We start from the raw sequence: 18,834 nt of genomic DNA on the forward strand, positions 1-18,834 counted from the left end.
GGAAATTGTTGACTCAGGTACACATTCTGCACAGGGGCATGCTGGAACCATGGGCGAGTACCGGGACGGCAGGAACAGCGGTCACGACAGTGGCCACGGCGGAGGACGCCACGGCGGCCGACGGGGCGGTGGCCTGGAACAGGCGCTGCGTCAGGCCGCGCGCGGGGACGTCGACTTCGGGGTGACCGCCCGCTCGCTGATGACCATGGACGCCTCCAACTACCGGCGGGTCCCGCTCGGAGTCGTCGCCCCGCGCGACGCCGACGACGTCGCCGCAGTGCTCGACGTGTGCCGGGCGCACGGGGTGCCCGTGGTGCCGCGCGGCGGAGGTACGTCCATCGCGGGGCAGGCCACCGGCTTCGGCGTCGTCCTCGACTTCACCCGGTACATGCGGTCGATCGTCTCGCTGGACGCCGAGGCCGGGACCGCAGTGGTCCAGCCCGGTGTGATCCTCGACGAACTGCGCTCCGCCGCCGGGAAGTACGGCCTGACCTTCGGCCCCGATCCCTCGACGCACGGCCGCTGCACGCTCGGCGGGATGATCGGCAACAACTCCTGCGGCTCGCACTCGGTCGCCTGGGGAACCACCGCCGACAACGTCATCCGGCTGACCACCGCCGCCTACCGGGGTGGCACCCACCACCTGGGGCAGGGCTGGGGCGGCGCACCGCCCGGACTGCGCGAACTCGCCGAGTCCCACCTGGCGCTGCTGCGCACCGGCTATCCGCAGGGACTGCCCCGCCGGATCTCCGGGTACGCGATCGACGCGCTGCTCCCCGAGAACGGCACCGGTCTCGCACGGGCCTTCTGCGGCAGCGAGGGCACCCTGGGCGTGCTGACCGAGGCGACCGTACGGCTGGTGGAGGCACCCCGTGCCCGCGCGCTGGCCGTCCTCGGTTACGCGCACGAGGGCGACGCCGCCGACGCGGCGGCCGGGCTGCTGCCGCACCACCCGCTGACCGTCGAGGGCATGGCCGCCGACCTGGTGCGCGAACCGGCGGGGCTGCCGCGCGGAGGCGCCTGGCTCTTCGTCGAGACGGGTGGCGCCGACCCGGCCGAGGCTCGTGCGCGGGCCTCGGCGATCGCGCGGGCGGCGGACGCCCTGGACGCGGTGGTCATCGACGACCCGGTGGCCCAGCGGGCCCTGTGGCGCATCCGGGAGGACGCGAGCGGTACCGCGACCCGCACGGCGGACGGTTCCGAGGCCTGGCCCGGCTGGGAGGACTGCGCCGTGCCCCCGGCCCGGCTCGGCGCGTACCTGCGGGACTTCCGCTCCCTGCTGAGCACGTACGGCCTGCGGGGAACCCCGTACGGTCACTTCGGGGACGGCTGTATCCACGTACGGATCGACTTCGACCTCCTCACCCCGGCAGGTGTCGGACGCTTCCGCGCCTTCTCCGGTGAACTGGCCGAGCTGGTCGTCGCGCACGGCGGCTCCCTGTCCGGTGAACACGGCGACGGGCAGGCCCGCGCCGAACTGCTGCCGAAGATGTACGGCGACGAACTGGTCGCACTCTTCGGGAGGTTCAAGGACGTCTGGGACCCGGAAGGCGGCATGAACCCCGGCATGCTCGCCAGGCCGCACCGCCTGGACGAGAACCTCCGCTTCGCGGTGCTGCCCCGGAAGCCGGTGGACGTGGAGTTCGGATACCCGCACGACAAGGGGGACTTCTCGGCCGCCGTGCGCCGCTGCGTGGGCGTCGCCAAGTGCCGCACGGAGACGGCGTCCGGCGCCGGGGTGATGTGCCCGTCGTTCCGTGCCACCGGCGACGAGCAGCACTCCACGCGTGGTCGTGCCCGGCTGCTGCACGAGATGCTGGCGGGCGAGGTCGTCACGGACGGCTGGCGCTCGGAGGAGGTGCGGGACGCCCTGGACCTCTGCCTCTCCTGCAAGGGCTGCCGGAGCGACTGCCCGGTCGGCGTCGACATGGCCACGTACAAGGCGGAGTTCCTGCACCACCACTACGCGGGCCGCCGCCGGCCCGCCGCGCACTACGCCATGGGCCGGCTGCCGCGTTGGCTGCGCGCGGCCGCTCCGTACGCCCGCGCCGTGAACGCGCTGGCCGGGGTGGGGCCGCTGGCGTCGCTCGCCAAGCGCCTTGCCGGGATCGCCTCTGAGCGGACGATCCCGGCGCTCGCCCCACAGACGTTCCGGAAGTGGTTCGGCACCCGCGTGCAGCCACCGGCGCGGGTCATCCTGTGGCCCGACACCTTCACCGACCACCTCTCCCCGCAGGTCGGCCGGGCGGCGGTGCAGGTCCTGGAGGCGGCGGGTCTCGGCATCGCGCTGGCGCCGGACGGGGTCTGCTGCGGGCTGACCTATGTCACCACCGGCCAGCTCGACCAGGCCCGCGTGGTGATGCGCCGCACGCTCGACCGGGTGGAGCCGCTGCTCGACGCGGGCCTGCCTGTCGTCGTACTGGAACCGAGTTGCGCGGCCGCCCTCAGGACGGATCTGCCCGAGCTGCTGGCTGACGACCCGCGTGCGCCCCGGCTGGCGGCCGCCGTGCGGACTTTCGCGCAGGCGCTGGAGGAGCAGGCCCCGCAGTGGCGGCCCCCGGTTCTCGACCGGGAGGTGGTGGGCCAGACCCACTGCCACCAGCACGCGGTCCTCGGCGACGCGGCCGAACGCCGGCTGCGCGCCAAGGCCGGCCTGACGGGCGAACTGAGCGGAGGCTGTTGCGGTCTCGCCGGAAACTTCGGCTTCGAGAGCGGCCACTACGAGGTGTCGGTCGCCTGTGCCCAGGAACAGCTGCTGCCCTCGGTGCGGGCGGCGGGGGACGGGACGGAGATCCTGGCGGACGGGTTCTCCTGCCGCACGCAGCTGGCACAGCTGGCGGGACTCGGCGGCCGGCCGGGGCGGCATCTCGCGGAGGTACTGGCGGAGGGGCTGGAACGCGGAGCTGAACAAGACGGGGAGTCCCGGCCGGACTCGTGAGCACCCGGTCGGGAAGCACCCGGAAACCGTAATAGGGAAGTGCCGCTCCGGGCCCTTACTGTGGACGTCATGGATCCGATCGCCCCCGCCGACGCCAAGGCCCTCGACACCTCTTTGACCGCCCCCTCCGCCGCGCGTCCCGCTGCCCCGGCCGCCACCGGCGAATCCGCGGCCACCGGCCAATCGGGGGCCGCCGGCCTGCGTGGCCGGCTGGGGCCGCTCGGGCTGGTGCTGGCCGGCGGGATCTCGGTGCAGTTCGGTGCGGCGGTCGCCGTCTGGCTGATGCCCAGGGCCGGGGCGCTCGGTGTTGTCTCGCTGCGGCTGACCGTCGCCGCGGTGGTGCTGCTCGCCGTGTGCAGGCCCCGGGTGCGCGGCCTTTCACGTGCGGACTGGGGCACGGTCCTGGTCTTCGGGGTCGCGATGGCCGGCATGAACGGTCTCTTCTACCAGGCGGCCGACCGCATCCCGCTGGGTGCGGCCGTGACCCTGGAGGTGCTCGGCCCGCTCGCCCTCTCGGTGATCGCCTCGCGCCGGCTGGTGAACCTGCTCTGGGCCGGGCTCGCGCTCTGCGGCGTGGTACTGCTGAGTGGCGGCGGCTTCGGCGGCCTGGACCTGGCCGGTGTGGCCTTCGCGCTCGGCGCGGGCGGGATGTGGGCCGCGTACATCATCTTCAGCGCCCGCACCGGCGCCCGTTTCCCGCGCGCGGACGGGCTGGCGCTGGCGATGACGGTCGGTGCCCTGCTGATGCTGCCCCTGGGGATCGCGGACGCGGGCTCGAAGCTCCTCGTGCCGAGCACGCTGGGTCTCGGTGCGGCGGTGGCGGTGCTGTCGTCCGTACTCCCGTACACGCTGGAACTGCTCGCACTGCGGCGGCTGCCCGCTTCGACCTTCGCGGTCCTGATGAGCCTGGAGCCCGCCATCGCGGCGACGGCGGGCTTCCTCGTCCTGCACCAGGCGCTCTCCGCGCTGGACGCCCTGGCGATCGCGCTGGTGATCGTCGCGAGCCTGGGCGCGGTACGGACGCAGATCACCGGGAAGTGACCTGGGGCCGGGCGCCGGGCGCTGCGGTCGGCGGGCCGGGGCCGGCGTGCCGGCGAAGGGCCGTGAGGCGGTCCATGAAGTGCGTCACACCCTGCTGGGCGCACCTGCCTGCCCCGTCGGAGTCCGGCGCTCGCAACGGCCCGCTCCCGTCGGCGGATCCGGCTGCGCCCCGCCATGGCCAGGGCGGAGCGGGCACCAGCCCCGGACCACGGGCGACTTAGGTCACCCTTCCCTGGAGGCGCGAGGGCCTGGTACAGATGGTGGGAGTTTCCCCAGCACATCGGAAGTACTGCCATGAATCAGGACAACAGCACCGGGCTCACCCCCTTCACGCTCGACCTGACCCTCGACGAGACCCGGCGACGGGCCGAGGTCCTGGCCGCGCTCGGGCCCGACTGGGACCCGGTGGCCGCCCTCCGGGGCGAGGAAGAGGCGTATGCCCTCCTCTACTCGGGCCTGGACGCGGAGCAGCAGCGCACCTACGACATGCTGGTGGCGGCCGGTGTCCTGCCGGGGGAGGAGCCGGGCCGTGCGGCTGCCCATTGATCCGCAGGCGGACTCCGGTCGTCGTGCCTGGGTGGCCTGCCCCGTCTGTGACGACGCGCGCCACTGCGCGACCTGCGCCGGCCGTCGCAACTGCTTCGAGCACTGGCGTTACCTGATCTCCAACAAGGGGCCGGTCGTCCATCTTCAGTGCCCCCGGTGCACGCACATGTGGTCATGGAACACCCGCCCCGGCGTCACCGGCCGCGGCGAGGGCGTCGGCCACTCCTGACCCGCCGGGTGCCCCTGGCGCGGTCGATGGCCCGGCGCCGCTCCTGACCTGATCCGCCGTCTCCGCACTCGCGTCCCCCTCGGCCGTGTGGCAGGCGGAGTGGTCTCCGGGCGCCCCTCGCTGGACCGGGTTCCTACCGCTCCGCGTAGGGGAGTGCGGCTTCTGCCGCGGCAGCGACGAAGGAGGCGACCAGGCGGCGGCGGTCGTCCTGCGACCACGCGAGGACAAGTTCGCTGCTGGGGGCATCGGTCACGGGCCGGTAGACCAGGTCGGGGTGCATGGGCTGGGTCAACGAGCGGGGCAAGATCGCGAGGGTGCGTCCCAGCCTGATCATTTGCAGGGCTTCGGCTGCGTCCGCGACCTCGGGCCCCGGCCCGGCTTCGGGTGCTCCGGTCCAGCGCACGCCTTTCCAGCGCGGCAGTGTTTCCTGGGCGAGGTCGGCGAGGGTGACCTCCGAGCGAGAGGCGAGCCGGTGGTCCGGCGGCAGGATCGCGACACGTCCTTCGACCATCAGCGTCTCGTGGTCCAGGCCGGTCATGTCGTCGAACGGCGCGTACAGCAGGGCAACATCAGCGCGGCCATCGCGAACGTGATCGGCACGGTCGGTGGCTCCGCCGAAGAGGATGTCCACCTGGCGGGCATCGGGCTGGTCGGCGTAGGCGGCCAGGATCCCGGACAGGAGGTTTGCGTCACCGCCGGGTTTGATCACCAGGCGCAGGTGGGCTTGCCGATCGCCGGCCCGGCGGGTCTTCTCGGCAGCCGCGCTGACAGCGTTGAGTGCGTGCCGGCCATGGTGCAGGAGTGCTTCACCGGCGGGGGTGAGGGCGACGTGCCTGCTGGAGCGCTCCAGCAACTTCACTCCGAGCGAGGATTCCAGTCGCCGGATCGCCTTGGACAGGGCCGGCTGCGCGATCGCAAGGCAGGCCGCGGCGCGACCGAAGTGCAGTTCCTCGGCCACGGCGACGAAGTACTCCAGCTCGCGGGTCTCCAGCTCGGCCATGTCGGAAGACTACCGCCCTATCCATTCCTGCCAGGCATCGAACGAGAACGGATAGATCTTGGACGGGCGCGAGAAATGCCTGTTTTCTGGAGGCATGATTCACCACACGATGATCGTAGCGTTCGACAAACCGATTCCCGCGAGTGATCTGGACCAGTACCTCAAGGAGTTCGAGGAACTCGTGCAGGGATCCGGTCTGGTCGAGTCGTTCGCGGCCCAGCCCCATATCCGCGTCCCGGGCGACGATCACGCCCCGGTGGCCGTCGCCACCGCAGTCCTGCAACTGCGCCTGACCGACCTCGATGCCCTGAACGCGACCTTCACCCTGCCCGGGGCGGTCGACCTCATCAAGCGCTGGCAGGGCCGCTACCCGTACAAGGCGATCTGGGTCAACCACGAGCCGCTGACCTGAGCGGCCGGACCGGTTTCCGTCGCCCGTCGTCCGTTCGGCAAAAACAATGCAAGCACGCTTGCTTGTTTTCCTGCCCGCTGCCATGCTCCGGGGCACGAAGCCGTGCCCCGGAGGGAGCGTCCCGTGTCCGATGCAGGAGCCGTGCTGGATGATCTGGTCGCCGAGAGCGCGGAACTGGACCAGCTCGTAGCGGAGTTGGGCGACGAGCAGTGGGTGCGCGTCACCCCTGCGCCCCGCTGGACCGTCGCTCATCAGATCGCCCACCTGGCCTGGACCGACCGGGCCGCGCTCATCGCGGTGACCGATCCCGAGGGATTCGGCGCGGAGGTCGAGAAGGCACTGGCCGCGCCGGACACCTTTGTGGACACCGGGGCCGAGGAGGGGGCCGCGCTCAACCCGGCTGCCCTGCTCGCCCGTTGGCGTGAGGGACGCGAGCGCCTCAGGGGGCGCTGCGGACCGCCCCGCCCGGCGCCCGGTTTCCCTGGTACGGCCCGCCGATGAGTACCGCGTCGATGGCCACCGGCCGGCTGATGGAGACCTGGGCGCACGGCCAGGACGTGGCGGACGCGCTCGGTGTGAAGCGGGAACCCACCGCGCGGCTGCGGCACGTGGCGCGGATCGGCGTACGGGCCCGGGACTTCGCCTTCGGGGCGCGGGGACTCGCGGTGCCCGGCGAGGAGTTCCGGGTCGAGTTGACGGCGCCGGACGGTGAGCTATGGGAGTACGGGCCGGCCGACGCAGTCCAGCGCGTGACCGGGCCCGCCCTCGACTTCTGCCTGCTGGTCACCCAGCGCGCGCACCGCGACGACCTGTCCCTGCGCGCGGAGGGCGCCGACGCCGAACGGTGGCTCGGGATCGCGCAGGCCTTCGCCGGGCCGCCCGGAGCCGGACGTGCCCCGAAGGGCGCGGCATGAGGACGCTGCGCGTCGGCAACGCGTCGGGCTTCTACGGTGACCGGTTCGGCGCGATGAGGGAGATGCTCACCGGCGGCCGGCTGGATGTGCTGACGGGGGACTACCTTGCCGAGCTCACCATGCTCATCCTCGGCCGTGACCGCCTCAAGGACCCCCGTACCGGCTACGCCAGGACGTTCCTGCGCCAGTTGGAGGAGTGCCTCGGCGAGGCGCACGACCGTGGGGTGCGGATCGTCAGCAATGCGGGCGGCCTCAACCCGGCCGGACTCGCCTGCGCCGTACGGGAGTTGAGTGAGCGGGTCGGCGTACCGGTCCGGGTCGCGCACGTGGAGGGCGATGCGCTGCCCCTGACCGATGACGCGCTCACCGCCAACGTCTATCTGGGCGGCGCCGGGATCAGCGAGTGTCTCAGGAGCGGTGCCGATGTGGTGGTCACGGGCCGGGTGACGGACGCGGCGCTGGTCACCGGACCCGCAGCCTGGCACTTCGGCTGGCAGCCCGACGACCTCGACCGGCTGGCCGGTGCGGTGGTCGCCGGGCATGTACTGGAGTGCGGGACCCAGGCGACCGGCGGCAACTACTCCTTCTTCACCGGGCACGACGTACGCCACCCCGGTTTCCCCGTCGCGGAGATCGGCGCCGACGGGTCAGCCGTCATCACCAAGCACGACGGTACGGGCGGGACGGTCGACATCGGGACGGTCACCGCGCAACTGCTCTACGAGACGGCCGGAGCCCGGTACGCGGGCCCCGACGTCACGGCCCGGCTCGACACCGTACGGCTGACGCAGGACGGCCCCGACCGGGTGCGGATATCGGGTGTACGGGGGGAGGCGCCGCCCGCCGTGCTCAAGGCGGGGGTCACCCGGATCGGCGGCTGGCGCAACGAGGTCGTATTCGTACTCACCGGGCTCGACATCGAGGCCAAGGCGGCGCTGGTCCGCGAACAGGTGGAGGACGCCTTCGGGGCGGCGGGCACGTCGCGCCCGGCGGGCGTGCGGTGGGATCTGGTGCGCACGGATCACGCCGACGCCGAAACCGAGGAGTGCGCGAGCGCGCTGCTCCGCCTCGTGGTGCGCGACAGCGACCAGGAGGCGGTCGGACGGGTGGTCAGCGGGGCGGCGATCGAGCTGGCGCTCGCCAGCTACCCCGGCTTCCATGTGACCGCTCCACCGGGCAAGGGCACGCCGTACGGGGTCTTCGACGCGGTGTACGTGGAGCGGGAAGCGGTGGAGCAGCTGGCCGTACTGCCGGACGGGGAAAGGGTGGTGGTGCCAGGACCCTCCCGTACGGCGGAGCTGTCGGCGGTCGGCGAGCCGCCCCTTCCCGAGCCGCTGCCCGCGGGGAGCGGTGTACGGCGGGTTCCGCTCGGGCGGGTCGCCGGGGCCCGCAGCGGGGACAAGGGCGGGGACGTGAACGTGGGCGTGTGGGTCCGGACGGACACGGCGTGGCGCTGGCTGGCCCACGCCCTCACCGTCGCGCGGTTCCAGGAGCTGCTGCCCGAGACGCGGGGCCTGGTGGTCACGCGCCATGTGCTGCCGAACCTGCGGGCGTTGAACTTCGTGGTGGAAGGGCTGCTGGGGGAAGGGGTCGCGGCGCAGGAACGGTTCGACGCGCAGGGGAAGGGGGTGGGGGAGTGGCTGCGGAGCCGGCTGCTGGACGTGCCGGCGGAGGTCCTGGACGCCCCGGGCAGCCTCCGCCGGTGAGGCCCGCTCCGGCATCCCCGTCCCCCTTTCCCCCGCACCCTCGGACAAGCCGCCCCCTCATGCGCCGTGCGGGCGGGCGGGCGGGAGCACGCGTCCGTCCTCATTCAAGGAGTTCCGGTTGACCACCCTCCGCACCACCATCGACCCCGCTTCCCCCGAGTACACCGCCCACCGCGAGGCCATGCTCGCCAAACTCGCCGACCTGGAGACCGAGCACACCAAGGCGCTCGCGGGCGGCGGGGAGAAGTACACCGAACGCCACCGCAAACGCGGCAAGATGCTCGCCCGTGAACGCGTCGAGCTGCTGATCGACCCCGACACGCCCTTCCTGGAGCTGTCCCCGCTCGCCGCCTGGGGCACCGACTACCCACTCGGCGCCTCCATGATCACCGGAATCGGCACCGTCGAGGGCGTCGAGTGCCTGATCACCGCGAACGACCCCACAGTGCGCGGCGGTGCCAGCAACCCCTGGACACTGAAGAAGGCCTTCCGGGCCAATGAGATCGCGTACGCCAACCGCCTCCCGTGCATCAGCCTCGTCGAGTCCGGAGGGGCCGACCTCCCGTCACAGAAGGAGATCTTCATCCCCGGCGGCGCGCTCTTCCGGGACATCACCCGGCTCTCCGCCGCCGGGATCCCCACGATCGCCGTGGTCTTCGGGAACTCCACAGCGGGCGGCGCGTACGTGCCGGGCATGTCCGACCACGTGATCATGATCAAGGAGCGGTCGAAGGTCTTCCTCGGCGGGCCCCCGCTGGTCAAGATGGCGACCGGTGAGGAGTCCGACGACGAATCGCTCGGCGGTGCAGAGATGCACGCCCGGGTCTCCGGTCTCGCCGACTACCTGGCGCTCGACGAGCCCGACGCGCTGCGCCAGGCCCGCCGCGTCGTCGCCCGCCTCAACTGGCGCAAGGCGCAGCCGGATCCGCCAGGCCCTGTGGCGCCGCCCCAGCACGACGAGGAGGAGCTGCTCGGCATCGTTCCCGGCGATCTGAAGACCCCGTTCGACCCGCACGAGGTCATCGCGCGGATCACCGACGGCTCGGACTTCGACGCGTTCAAGCCGCTCTACGGGCCGAGCCTGGTCACCGGCTGGGCCGAACTGCACGGCTACCCGGTCGGTATTCTCGCCAACGCGCAGGGTGTCCTCTTCTCCGAGGAGTCCCAGAAGGCCGCCCAGTTCATCCAGTTGGCGAACCAGCGCGACATCCCGCTGATCTTCCTGCACAACACCACCGGCTATATGGTCGGCAAGGAGTACGAGCAGGGCGGCATCATCAAACACGGCGCCATGATGATCAATGCCGTCTCGAACTCGAAGGTCCCGCACCTCTCCGTCCTGATGGGCGCCTCCTACGGCGCCGGCCACTACGGCATGTGCGGGCGCGCCTACGATCCCCGGTTCCTCTTCGCCTGGCCCAGCGCCAAGTCCGCTGTGATGGGACCGCAGCAGCTGGCGGGAGTGCTCTCGATCGTCGCCCGCGCCTCCGCGCTGGCCAAGGGGCAGCCGTACGACGAAGAGGCGGACGCCGCGCTGCGCGCCGTCGTGGAGCAGCAGATCGAGTCGGAGTCCCTGCCGGCCTTCCTTTCCGGGCGGCTGTACGACGACGGGGTCATCGATCCGCGCGACACCAGGACGGTTCTCGGACTGTGTCTGTCCGCCATCCACAACGCACCGGTCGAGGGCGCCCGCGGCGGCTTCGGCATCTTCCGGATGTGAGGACGAAGATGATCACCTCCCTCCTTGTCGCCAACCGCGGTGAGATCGCCTGCCGGATCTTCCGCACCTGCCGTGCCCTGGGCATCGCCACCGTGGCCGTCTTCTCCGACGCCGACGCGGACGCGCTGCACGTACGGGAGGCGGACACCGCCGTACGGCTGCCGGGGGCCGCCCCCGCCGACACCTATCTCCGTGGCGACCTCATCGTCGCAGCGGCCCGCACGGCGGGAGCCGATGCCGTCCACCCCGGCTACGGCTTCCTCTCCGAGAACGCCGGATTCGCCCGCGCGGTCGCCGGCGCCGGGCTCACCTGGGTCGGCCCCACCCCCGGCGCGATCGAGGCGATGGCCTCCAAGACCCGCGCCAAGAAGCTCATGGCGGGCGCCGGGGTCCCCCTCCTGGCCCCTGTCGACCCGGCCGGCGCCACGGCCGCCGATCTGCCGCTGCTGCTCAAGGCGGCGGCCGGCGGCGGCGGGCGCGGGATGCGCCTCGTACGTGAACTCGGCGCGCTGGAAGCCGAGATGACGGCTGCCGCGGCCGAGGCGAGGTCGGCCTTCGGGGACGGTGAGGTGTTCGCCGAGCCGTATGTGGAGCGCGGCCGTCATGTCGAGGTCCAGATCATGGCCGACGCTCACGGCACCGTCTGGGCGCTCGGCACCCGGGACTGCTCCCTCCAGCGCCGCCACCAGAAGGTCATCGAGGAGGCCCCCGCTCCCGGGCTCCCCGACGCCCTGCGCCGCACGCTGCACGAGGCCGCCACCACCGCGGCCCGCGCGGTGGATTACCGGGGCGCGGGGACCGTGGAGTTCCTCGTCACGGAGAGCGGCGACCGGGCGTACTTCCTGGAGATGAACACCCGGCTCCAGGTGGAACACCCGGTGACCGAGGCCGTGTTCGGCCTGGACCTGGTCGCACTCCAGCTCCGGACCGCGGAGGGCGAACCGCTTCCGCCCGGTGGCCCGCCGGCACCGCACGGCCACGCGGTGGAGGCCCGGCTGTACGCGGAGGACCCGGCGGCCGGATGGGCACCGCAGACCGGTGCCCTGCACCGCCTCGACGTGCCCGGTACCGGCGAAGCGGCCGCCGGTACGGCGTCCGGCACCACCGTTCGCCTGGACACCGGGTACGCGGGCGGTGACACCGTCGGCATCCACTACGACCCGATGCTCGCGAAGGTCATCGCCCATGCCCCCACCCGTACGGAAGCGCTCCGCGCACTCGCGTACGCCCTCGAAAGGGCCCGTATCCACGGCCCGGTCACCAACCGCGACCTGCTCGTACGGTCCCTGCGCCACCCGGACTTCACCGCGGCCCGCCTCGACACCGGTTTCTACGACCGGCACCTTCCCGGACTCACCGCCACCGCACCCGGTCAGGACGCGGCGCTCGCCGCTCTCGCCGCGGCCCTCGCGGACGCCGCGAACGCCAGGATCGGCGGGTGGCGCAACGTACCGTCCCAGCCGCAGAGCAAGACCTACCGCCGCGAACCCGACGGCGCCGAGTACGAGATCCGCTACCGCCTCACCCGGGACGGGTTGCTCGCCGACGGGTTCCCGGGCATTCGGCTGGTCGCTGCCACGCCGCAGCGCGTGTCGCTCGAAACCGGCGGGGTGCTGCGGCACTTCGACGTCGAGGTGCACGGCGACCGCGCCCATGTCGGCCCGCACACCCTCACGCGGCTGCCCCGCTTCCCCGACCCGGCGGCCCGTACCGCGCCGGGCTCGCTGCTCGCGCCGATGCCCGGCACGGTCGTCCGGGTCGCCGAAGGGCTTGCCGTGGGGGACGCGGTCAGCGCGGGCCGGCCCCTGATCTGGCTGGAGGCCATGAAGATGGAGCACCGCATCACCGCCCCCGCCTCCGGCACCCTCACCGAGCTGCACGCCACCCCCGGCCGCCAGGTCGAGGTCGGCGCACTGCTCGCCGTCGTACAGGAAACACAGGAAGCACAGGAAGCACAGGACGCTCGGGCAACACAGGACGCACGCGGCATACAGGAGGCCCTGGAGTCATGAGTATGAGCACTGGCACTGGCACCGGCACTCGTATCGGGAGCACGGCGGTCGAGACCGAGGAACGTGCGGCCCTGCGCGCGGCCGTCGCCGCCCTCGGCAGGCGCCACGCGGGTACGAGCCACCGCGACTACGACCGGCAGGCCCTGTGGGCCGACGCGGCGAAGCTCGGCTACCTCGGGGTGAGTCTCCCCGAGGAGTACGGCGGCGGAGGCTGCGGCATCGGCGAACTCTCCATCGTGCTGGAGGAGTTGGGTGCGGCGGGGTGTCCGCTCCTGATGATGGTCGTCTCGCCCGCCATCTGCGGCACGGTCATCGCCCGCTTCGGCACGGACGAGCAGAAGCAGCGATGGCTCCCCGGCCTCGCGGACGGCTCACTCACGCTCGCCTTCGGCATCACCGAACCGGACGCCGGGTCCAACTCGCACCGCATCACGACCACCGCCCGCCGCGCCGAAGGGGGCGACTGGCTGCTCACCGGGCGCAAGGTCTTCATATCCGGCGTCGACATGGCCGATGCGACCCTCATCGTCGGGCGCACCGAGGACTCCAGGACCGGGCGACTCAAGCCGTGCCTCTTCCTGGTGCCCCGTGACGCCCCCGGATTCCAGCGTACGCAGATCGATATGGAGATCCAGGCGCCGGAGAAGCAGTTCGAGCTGGTCCTCGACGACGTGCGGCTGCCTGCCGACGCACTGATCGGTGACGAGGACGCCGGGCTGCTCCAGCTGTTCGCCGGGCTCAACCCCGAACGGATCATGACCGCCGCCTTCGCGATCGGCATGGGCCGCTACGCGCTGGCGAAGGCCGTCGACTACGCGAAGACGCGACAGGTCTGGAGGGAACCCATCGGCTCCCATCAGGCCATCGCGCATCCACTCGCCCAGTCCCACATCGAGCTCGAACTGGCCCGCCTCATGATGCAGAAGGCCGCCGCGCTCTACGACGCGGGTGACGACCTGGGCGCGGGCGAGGCCGCCAATATGGCCAAGTACGCGGCGGGGGAGGCCTGCGTGAAGGCCGTCGACCAGTCCGTGCACACCCTCGGCGGCAACGGCCTCACCCGCGAGTACGGCCTGGCGGCGCTCATCACCGCGTCCCGGGTGGCGCGGATCGCGCCGGTCAGCCGGGAGATGATCCTCAACTTCGTGTCCCACCAGTCCCTCGGCCTGCCCAAGTCCTACTGAGAGCCCTGCCGGCAGCCCTGTTGGCACTCCTGCCACCAGTCCTGCCGGCGACCGCACTGGCAGTCCTACCGACGGGAGCGAGTCCGGTGTTGTTCCGCAGTGAGTACGAAGACGTCCCGGTCGTCGACCGGCCCGTCCACGAAGCCGTCCTGGGCCGGGCCCAGGAGTACGGCGACACCCCAGCGCTGATCGACGCGGTGGACGGCACCACCGTCACCTACCGCCAACTCGACGCCGCCCACAAGTCGGTCGCCGCCGGGCTGAGCGCCGCCGGGTTGCGCAAGGGCGATGTCGTAGCCCTGCACAGCCCCAACAGCATCGCCTACCCGGCGGTCTTCCACGGGGCGAGCCGGGCGGGTGCCACGGTCACCACCGTGCACCCGCTCGCCACACCGGATGAGTTCGCCAAACAGCTGCGGGACTCCGCCGCGCGCTGGATCATCACCGTGTCACGGCTGCTCGACGTGGCGCGCCGGGCGGCCGAACTGGCGGGCGGAGTCGAGGAGATATTCGTCTGCGACCGGGCGGAAGGCCACCGCTCCGTGCTCGACCCGCCCGCATCCGGGGAGCGCGCCCCGGAGGTCGTCATCGACCCCGCGGACGACGTCGCCGTACTGCCCTACTCCTCGGGCACCACCGGTACCCCCAAGGGCGTCATGCTCACCCACCGGTCCGTCTCCACGAACCTGGCGCAGCTGCACCCGTTCGCGCGCATGGGGCCGGGCGAGCGCATCCTCGCCGTGCTGCCGTTCTTTCACATCTACGGTCTCACCGCGCTGCTCAACGCACCGCTGCGGTACGGCGCGACGGTGGTGGTGCTGCCCCGGTTCGAGCTCGGCCAGTTCCTGTCCGCCATCGAGAAGCACCGCATCAGCGGCCTCTACGTGGCCCCGCCGATCGTCCTCGCCCTCGCCAAGCATCCGTCCGTCGCACGCTACGACCTGTCGTCGCTGGAGTACATCGTCAGCGCCGCCGCCCCCCTGGACTCCTCGCTGGCCGCCGCGTGTTCGGCCAGGCTCGGGCTCCCGCCGGTGTGCCAGGCGTACGGCATGACGGAGCTGTCACCTGGTACCCATGTCGTCCCGCTGGACGCGGTGGACCCGCCCCCGGGAACGGTCGGAAAGCTGTTCCCCTGCACCGAGATGCGCATCCTCTCGCTGGAGGGTCCGGAGCGTGATCTGGGTGTCGGAGAGGAGGGCGAGGTCGCCATCCGCGGCCCCCAGGTGATGAAGGGCTATCTGGGCCGTCCCGAAGCCACTGCCGAGATGATCGACGCTGACGGCTGGGTGCACACCGGGGACGTCGGCCGGGTCGACGAGGACGGCTGGCTCTTCATCGTCGACCGGGTCAAGGAACTCATCAAGTACAAGGGCTTCCAGGTGGCTCCCGCCGAGCTGGAAGCACTGATCCTCACCCATCCGGCCGTCGCCGACGCCGCGGTCATCGGGGTGTACGACGAGGACGGCAACGAAGTGCCCATGGCGTTCGCCGTCCGTCAGGCGTCGGTGGACCTCACGGAGGAGGAGCTGATGGCGTACGTCGCGGGGCGCGTCGCCCCGTACAAGAAGATCCGGCGGGTGGAGTTCATCGACGCCGTGCCGCGCGCCACCTCCGGCAAGATCCTCCGGCGCGAGCTGCGGGAGCGGGAGCGCCGGACCGGCGGCGAGGTGGCCGGCGGCCCGAGCGGGGCCGGGAGCGCCGACCAGGGCGCGGCCGGTGCGGAGCGGACGAGGAGGGGAAGCGCGTGACGCCGACGCCCAGCACGGTCCGGACGGCGCACGACCGGGGGATCACCACCCTGACGCTGGACGCGCCGCACAACCGCAACGCGCTCTCCGCGCGCCTGGTGGGCGAGCTGGAGGAGGCGCTGTCGGCCGCCGGTGATTCGGTACGCGCGGTGGTCCTCACCCACACCGGGAACACGTTCTGCGCGGGGGCGGACCTCAGGGAGCCGCCCGAACCGGCGGCGTTCGTACGGCTGATGCGGTCGATTGTCGCGTGCCCCCGGCCGGTCGTGGCCCGGGTCACCGGCCATGTCCGCGCCGGCGGGCTGGGGCTGCTGGGGTCCTGCGACATCGCGATGGCGGGCCCCGGTGCCACCTTCGCGTTCACCGAGTCCCGGCTCGGCCTGGCCCCCGCCGTCATCTCGATGCCGCTGCTGCCACGCATGGACGCACGGGCCGCGGCCCGCTACTACCTCACCGGCGAACGGTTCGACGGTGCCGAAGCAGCCCGTACGGGGCTGATCACCGGCGCCGCCCAGGACGTGGACGCCGCGCTCGCTCCCGTCATCGATGGCCTGCGCCGGGCCTCGCCGCAGGGCCTGGCCGCATCGAAGTCCCTGGTCACCGCTACGGTGCTGGAGAACTTCGACCGCAGAACGGAAGACCTCATCGCCCACTCGGCGTCCCTCTTCGCGTCCGCCCAGGCGCGCGAGGGCGTACAGGCCTTCCTCGAACGACGGGAGCCCGCATGGGTGTTGTGACCGACCCGGGGAGCGGTAACGGCGGCACGGTCCGGGGCCCCAAGCAGGACCGCAGCCGCGCCACCCGGCAGCGTCTGCTGGAGGCCGCCGTGTCCTGCCTGGCCGAACACGGCTGGACAGGGTCGACCGTCTCCGCCGTGGCGGAACGCGCGGGTGTCTCCCGGGGCGCGGCCCAGCACCATTTCCCCACCCGCGAGGACCTGTTCACGGCCGCGGTCGAGTACGTGGCGGAGGAGCGGTCCACCGCCCTGCGGACGCTGCCTCCGCAGGACCGCCGCACGGTGGTGGCGGCGCTCGTCGACCTCTACACGGGCCCGCTGTTCCGCGCCGCCCTGCACCTGTGGGTGGCTGCGTCGAACGAACCGCAGCTGCATGCCCGCGTCACCGAGCTGGAGGCGCGGGTGGGCCGCGAGTCGCACCGGATCGCCGTCCGGCTCCTGCGCGCCGACGAGTCCGTGCCCGGTGTACGGGAGACCGTGCAGGGCCTGCTGGACATGGCGCGGGGGCTGGGTCTCGCGAACCTGCTCACGGACGACGGGGAGCGGCGGGAGCGGGTGGTGGCCCAGTGGGGTGAGCTGGTGGAGCGGGCGCTGGGGTGAGAGTGGCGCCGTCGCCGGGGTGTCCTCGCCGGGGCGGGGTGTCCCGTACGGCCCGGACTACTTGGAGTCGACCCGTCCGAGCGGCGCGGGCCCGGCCGCCAGCGCTTCCCGTGCCGTCCGCCAGGAGGTGTCCCCGGGGTACAGCTCACTGCGGAGGTAGGCCCAGGTGAGCCGCTGGACGGCGGAGACCCGCTCGGGGCTCTCGTCGGTGGTCTCGGCGACGTCGTACCCGGAGATGCCTCCGAGCCCGTGCTCCGCGTCGAACAGGGTGAGCAGCGCTTTGGGGCCCGGGGAGAGGAAGTAGGGATCGGCGTGCCAGTCCGCGCCCGCGACCGTCAGATGGGCGGACAGGTCCTTGTCGCCGGCGACCACGAGCGTGGGCGTCGTCATTCCGGAGAAGTCGTTGGTCAGGAAGATGGGGTAATTCCTGGCCGTGAACTCGCTGAGGGCGTCGCCGCCCCGGCCGGGTGCGGCAAGCAGTACCCCTGCCTTGATCCGGGGCTCCGCCAGATCGACTTCCGCCCCGTCGTGGGGGTCCGTGGTCCGCGCGCCGAGCAGCAGACCGGCGGTGTGTCCGCCCATGGAGTGACCGGCCACGGCGACCCTGCTCGGGTCCAGACGTCCGAGCAGCTGCGGGACGGCGGCCCCGATCGCGTCGAGCTGGTCGAGTACGCGCTTCATGTCCTCGGCCCGCGACCGCCAGTACAGCGGTGCCTCGGGGTCCCCGGGATCCAGGGTCAGTGTGCTGGAGCTCAGATGGGTGGGCTGAATCACGGCGAAGCCGTGCGCCGCCCAGTAGTTGACGAGGGGGGCGTAACCGTTCAGCGAGGAGAGGTGGTTCGAGTGGCCCTGGCCGTGCGAGAGGAGGATGACCGGCAGGTCGCTCCCGGTCACCGGCGCGGTGACCCGTACCTCCAGATCCACGGCCCGGTCGGGGGCCGGCAGCACTACCGGGGCGACCGAGAAGACGGGTGCGGAGGTAGGGGCGGGGACGGGTGTGCCGTAGGTGTCGGTGGGGCGGGTGGACTCACTCATGACGTGTCCTTCCATGTGATGGGCTCCGCTCGATGGGCTCCGCCCGGCCTGTGCCTGGCTCTGCCGTCGGCCCAGTTCGCCGGTTCGGTTCGCCGGGCAGCGGGCAGCGGGCAGGGAGCGCAGGATTGCCCGGGTTCAGCGCCGCACGAAAAGCGGAGCGTCGTTCCGATTAATATACGGAGCACCGTTCCGCTTTGTCAACGAGTGCGTCCCGGCACCAGTGGTGCCACGGGTGCCAGGGTGGGAGAGGCCCTGGGCCCTGCCGGAATACCGGCGGACGGACAGCGGTTGGTACCGCAGAACTCAGCCGCTGACCGGGGGAACGGCGACTGCCGAACGGCGGATGTCAGAGGTGGATGCCGAAGCCCCCGGGCCGACCCTGGAGCACGCCATGGCCCGCTCGTTCCTCTTCGTCCTCGGCAGCGCCCGGATGGACGGCAACACCGAACTGCTGGCCCGCGCGGCAGCGGAGCAACTGCCGGGCGACACCGAGCAGCGCTGGCTGAACCTGGCGCAGCTTCGCCTGCCCGACTACAGCGACTCCCGCCTCGCACCGGGCTCGCGGCCCGACGGGGAGAGCGATGAGGTGTTGCTGCGGGAGGCGACGGTCGCGGCCACCGACCTCGTGATCGCCTCGCCGCTCTACTGGTACTCGGTGTCGTCCTCAACCAAGCGCTACCTCGACTACTGGTCGAAGTGGCTGTCCACTCCGGACGCCGGCTTCAGGGCCAGGATGTCCGGGCGCACGCTGTGGGGCGTGACGGTGATGGCGCACCGCGAAGAGGTGGTCGCCGAACCGCTGGCCCTCACGCTGCACCACACGGCGGCCTACATGGGCATGCGGTTCGGCGGCGTGCTGCTCGGCAACGGTTCCCGGCCGGGCCAGGTACTCACGGACGAGCGGGCGGCCGCACGGGCCAAGACGTTCTTCTCGCAGGAGGCACCCCTCGCCCGCTTTCCCTACGACGAGCAGTGACAGGTGGTGGGGTGCGGCACCAGCGGGCCACGCCGGG

Annotated in this window: 15 protein-coding genes and 1 pseudogene; 14 read left to right on the forward strand and 2 right to left on the reverse strand. The window is 72.1% G+C overall.

Features of this window, described 5'->3' with window-relative positions:
- Positions 1–49: 49 nt before the first annotated feature.
- From OG584_RS19985 to OG584_RS20000, 4 genes are all read left to right on the forward strand, one after another.
- Positions 50–2,938 (forward strand): FAD-binding and (Fe-S)-binding domain-containing protein, encoded by a 2,889-nt coding sequence (locus OG584_RS19985; protein WP_405779654.1) that lies wholly within the window; start codon positions 50–52, stop codon positions 2,936–2,938.
- A gap of 114 nt (positions 2,939–3,052) precedes the next feature.
- A complete protein-coding gene (locus OG584_RS19990) occupies positions 3,053–3,979 on the forward strand; it encodes an EamA family transporter (RefSeq protein ID WP_405784172.1) in 927 nt (308 codons plus the stop codon).
- Positions 3,980–4,273: 294 nt separating this feature from the next.
- Positions 4,274–4,525: a DUF6400 family protein gene (locus OG584_RS19995; protein ID WP_405779655.1), complete on the forward strand. Its 252-nt coding sequence runs from the start codon at positions 4,274–4,276 to the stop codon at positions 4,523–4,525.
- Positions 4,509–4,754, forward strand: a complete 246-nt coding sequence (locus tag OG584_RS20000; protein ID WP_405779657.1) for a hypothetical protein — start codon at positions 4,509–4,511, stop codon at positions 4,752–4,754. Before OG584_RS19995 ends, OG584_RS20000 begins: the two co-directional genes overlap by 17 nt.
- 133 nt (positions 4,755–4,887) lie before the next feature.
- On the opposite strand, the gene OG584_RS20005 is transcribed toward OG584_RS20000, so the two are convergent.
- On the reverse strand, positions 4,888–5,754 hold the full coding sequence (locus OG584_RS20005; RefSeq protein WP_405779659.1) for a LysR family transcriptional regulator: 867 nt from the start codon (positions 5,752–5,754) through the stop codon (positions 4,888–4,890).
- 94 nt (positions 5,755–5,848) lie between these two features.
- Here OG584_RS20005 and OG584_RS20010 point away from each other — a divergent pair, with 94 nt between their 5' ends.
- From OG584_RS20010 to OG584_RS20050, 9 genes and pseudogenes are all read left to right on the forward strand, one after another.
- On the forward strand, positions 5,849–6,166 hold the full coding sequence (locus tag OG584_RS20010; RefSeq protein WP_405779661.1) for a hypothetical protein: 318 nt from the start codon (positions 5,849–5,851) through the stop codon (positions 6,164–6,166).
- A 123-nt stretch (positions 6,167–6,289) separates the two neighbouring features.
- Positions 6,290–7,080: pseudogene (locus OG584_RS20015) on the forward strand (TIGR03084 family metal-binding protein).
- The gene (locus OG584_RS20020; protein WP_405779663.1) at positions 7,077–8,786 is read left to right on the forward strand and encodes an acyclic terpene utilization AtuA family protein; all 1,710 of its coding nucleotides are present in this window, start codon (positions 7,077–7,079) and stop codon (positions 8,784–8,786) included. The pseudogene OG584_RS20015 and the gene OG584_RS20020 overlap by 4 nt, the downstream one beginning before the upstream one ends.
- Before the next feature lie 118 nt (positions 8,787–8,904).
- Complete coding sequence (locus tag OG584_RS20025) at positions 8,905–10,506, forward strand: acyl-CoA carboxylase subunit beta (RefSeq protein WP_405779665.1); 1,602 nt, start codon at positions 8,905–8,907, stop codon at positions 10,504–10,506.
- Between the two features lie 8 nt (positions 10,507–10,514).
- Entirely contained in the window at positions 10,515–12,518 is a 2,004-nt protein-coding gene (locus OG584_RS20030; protein ID WP_405784174.1) for an acetyl/propionyl/methylcrotonyl-CoA carboxylase subunit alpha, read from the forward strand.
- Between the two features lie 2 nt (positions 12,519–12,520).
- Complete coding sequence (locus OG584_RS20035; protein ID WP_405779666.1) at positions 12,521–13,702, forward strand: acyl-CoA dehydrogenase family protein; 1,182 nt, start codon at positions 12,521–12,523, stop codon at positions 13,700–13,702.
- An 86-nt stretch (positions 13,703–13,788) separates the two neighbouring features.
- A complete protein-coding gene (locus OG584_RS20040) occupies positions 13,789–15,450 on the forward strand; it encodes a 4-coumarate--CoA ligase family protein (protein WP_405779668.1) in 1,662 nt (553 codons plus the stop codon).
- Positions 15,447–16,187: an enoyl-CoA hydratase family protein gene (locus OG584_RS20045; protein ID WP_405779669.1), complete on the forward strand. Its 741-nt coding sequence runs from the start codon at positions 15,447–15,449 to the stop codon at positions 16,185–16,187. Before OG584_RS20040 ends, OG584_RS20045 begins: the two co-directional genes overlap by 4 nt.
- Positions 16,175–16,786, forward strand: a complete 612-nt coding sequence (locus OG584_RS20050) for a TetR/AcrR family transcriptional regulator (protein WP_405779670.1) — start codon at positions 16,175–16,177, stop codon at positions 16,784–16,786. The genes OG584_RS20045 and OG584_RS20050 overlap by 13 nt, the downstream gene beginning before the upstream one ends.
- A 57-nt stretch (positions 16,787–16,843) precedes the next feature.
- Here the strand turns inward: OG584_RS20050 and OG584_RS20055 are convergent, their stop codons facing one another.
- Positions 16,844–17,821, reverse strand: coding sequence for an alpha/beta hydrolase family protein (locus OG584_RS20055; protein ID WP_405779672.1), 978 nt, complete (start codon positions 17,819–17,821; stop codon positions 16,844–16,846).
- Positions 17,822–18,212: 391 nt separating this feature from the next.
- Between OG584_RS20055 and OG584_RS20060 the strand changes: the two genes are divergently transcribed.
- Positions 18,213–18,797 (forward strand): flavodoxin family protein, encoded by a 585-nt coding sequence (locus OG584_RS20060; protein ID WP_405784175.1) that lies wholly within the window; start codon positions 18,213–18,215, stop codon positions 18,795–18,797.
- Positions 18,798–18,834 lie beyond the last annotated feature (37 nt).

The sequence above is a fragment of the Streptomyces sp. NBC_00859 genome, from assembly GCF_045161865.1.
Lineage (GTDB): Bacteria > Actinomycetota > Actinomycetes > Streptomycetales > Streptomycetaceae > Streptomyces.

What these genes read in the sequence shown, in the direction of transcription:
- OG584_RS19985 (WP_405779654.1), top strand. Translation starts at nt 50, where the DNA reads ATGGGCGAGTACCGGGACGGCAGGAACAGCGGTCACGACAGTGGCCAC.
- OG584_RS19995 (WP_405779655.1), top strand. Translation starts at nt 4,274, where the DNA reads ATGAATCAGGACAACAGCACCGGGCTCACCCCCTTCACGCTCGACCTG.
- OG584_RS20005 (WP_405779659.1), bottom strand. Translation starts at nt 5,754, where the DNA reads ATGGCCGAGCTGGAGACCCGCGAGCTGGAGTACTTCGTCGCCGTGGCC.
- OG584_RS20010 (WP_405779661.1), top strand. Translation starts at nt 5,849, where the DNA reads ATGATTCACCACACGATGATCGTAGCGTTCGACAAACCGATTCCCGCG.
- OG584_RS20020 (WP_405779663.1), top strand. Translation starts at nt 7,077, where the DNA reads ATGAGGACGCTGCGCGTCGGCAACGCGTCGGGCTTCTACGGTGACCGG.
- OG584_RS20030 (WP_405784174.1), top strand. Translation starts at nt 10,515, where the DNA reads ATGATCACCTCCCTCCTTGTCGCCAACCGCGGTGAGATCGCCTGCCGG.
- OG584_RS20035 (WP_405779666.1), top strand. Translation starts at nt 12,521, where the DNA reads ATGAGCACTGGCACTGGCACCGGCACTCGTATCGGGAGCACGGCGGTC.
- OG584_RS20050 (WP_405779670.1), top strand. Translation starts at nt 16,175, where the DNA reads ATGGGTGTTGTGACCGACCCGGGGAGCGGTAACGGCGGCACGGTCCGG.
- OG584_RS20055 (WP_405779672.1), bottom strand. Translation starts at nt 17,821, where the DNA reads ATGAGTGAGTCCACCCGCCCCACCGACACCTACGGCACACCCGTCCCC.
- OG584_RS20060 (WP_405784175.1), top strand. Translation starts at nt 18,213, where the DNA reads ATGGCCCGCTCGTTCCTCTTCGTCCTCGGCAGCGCCCGGATGGACGGC.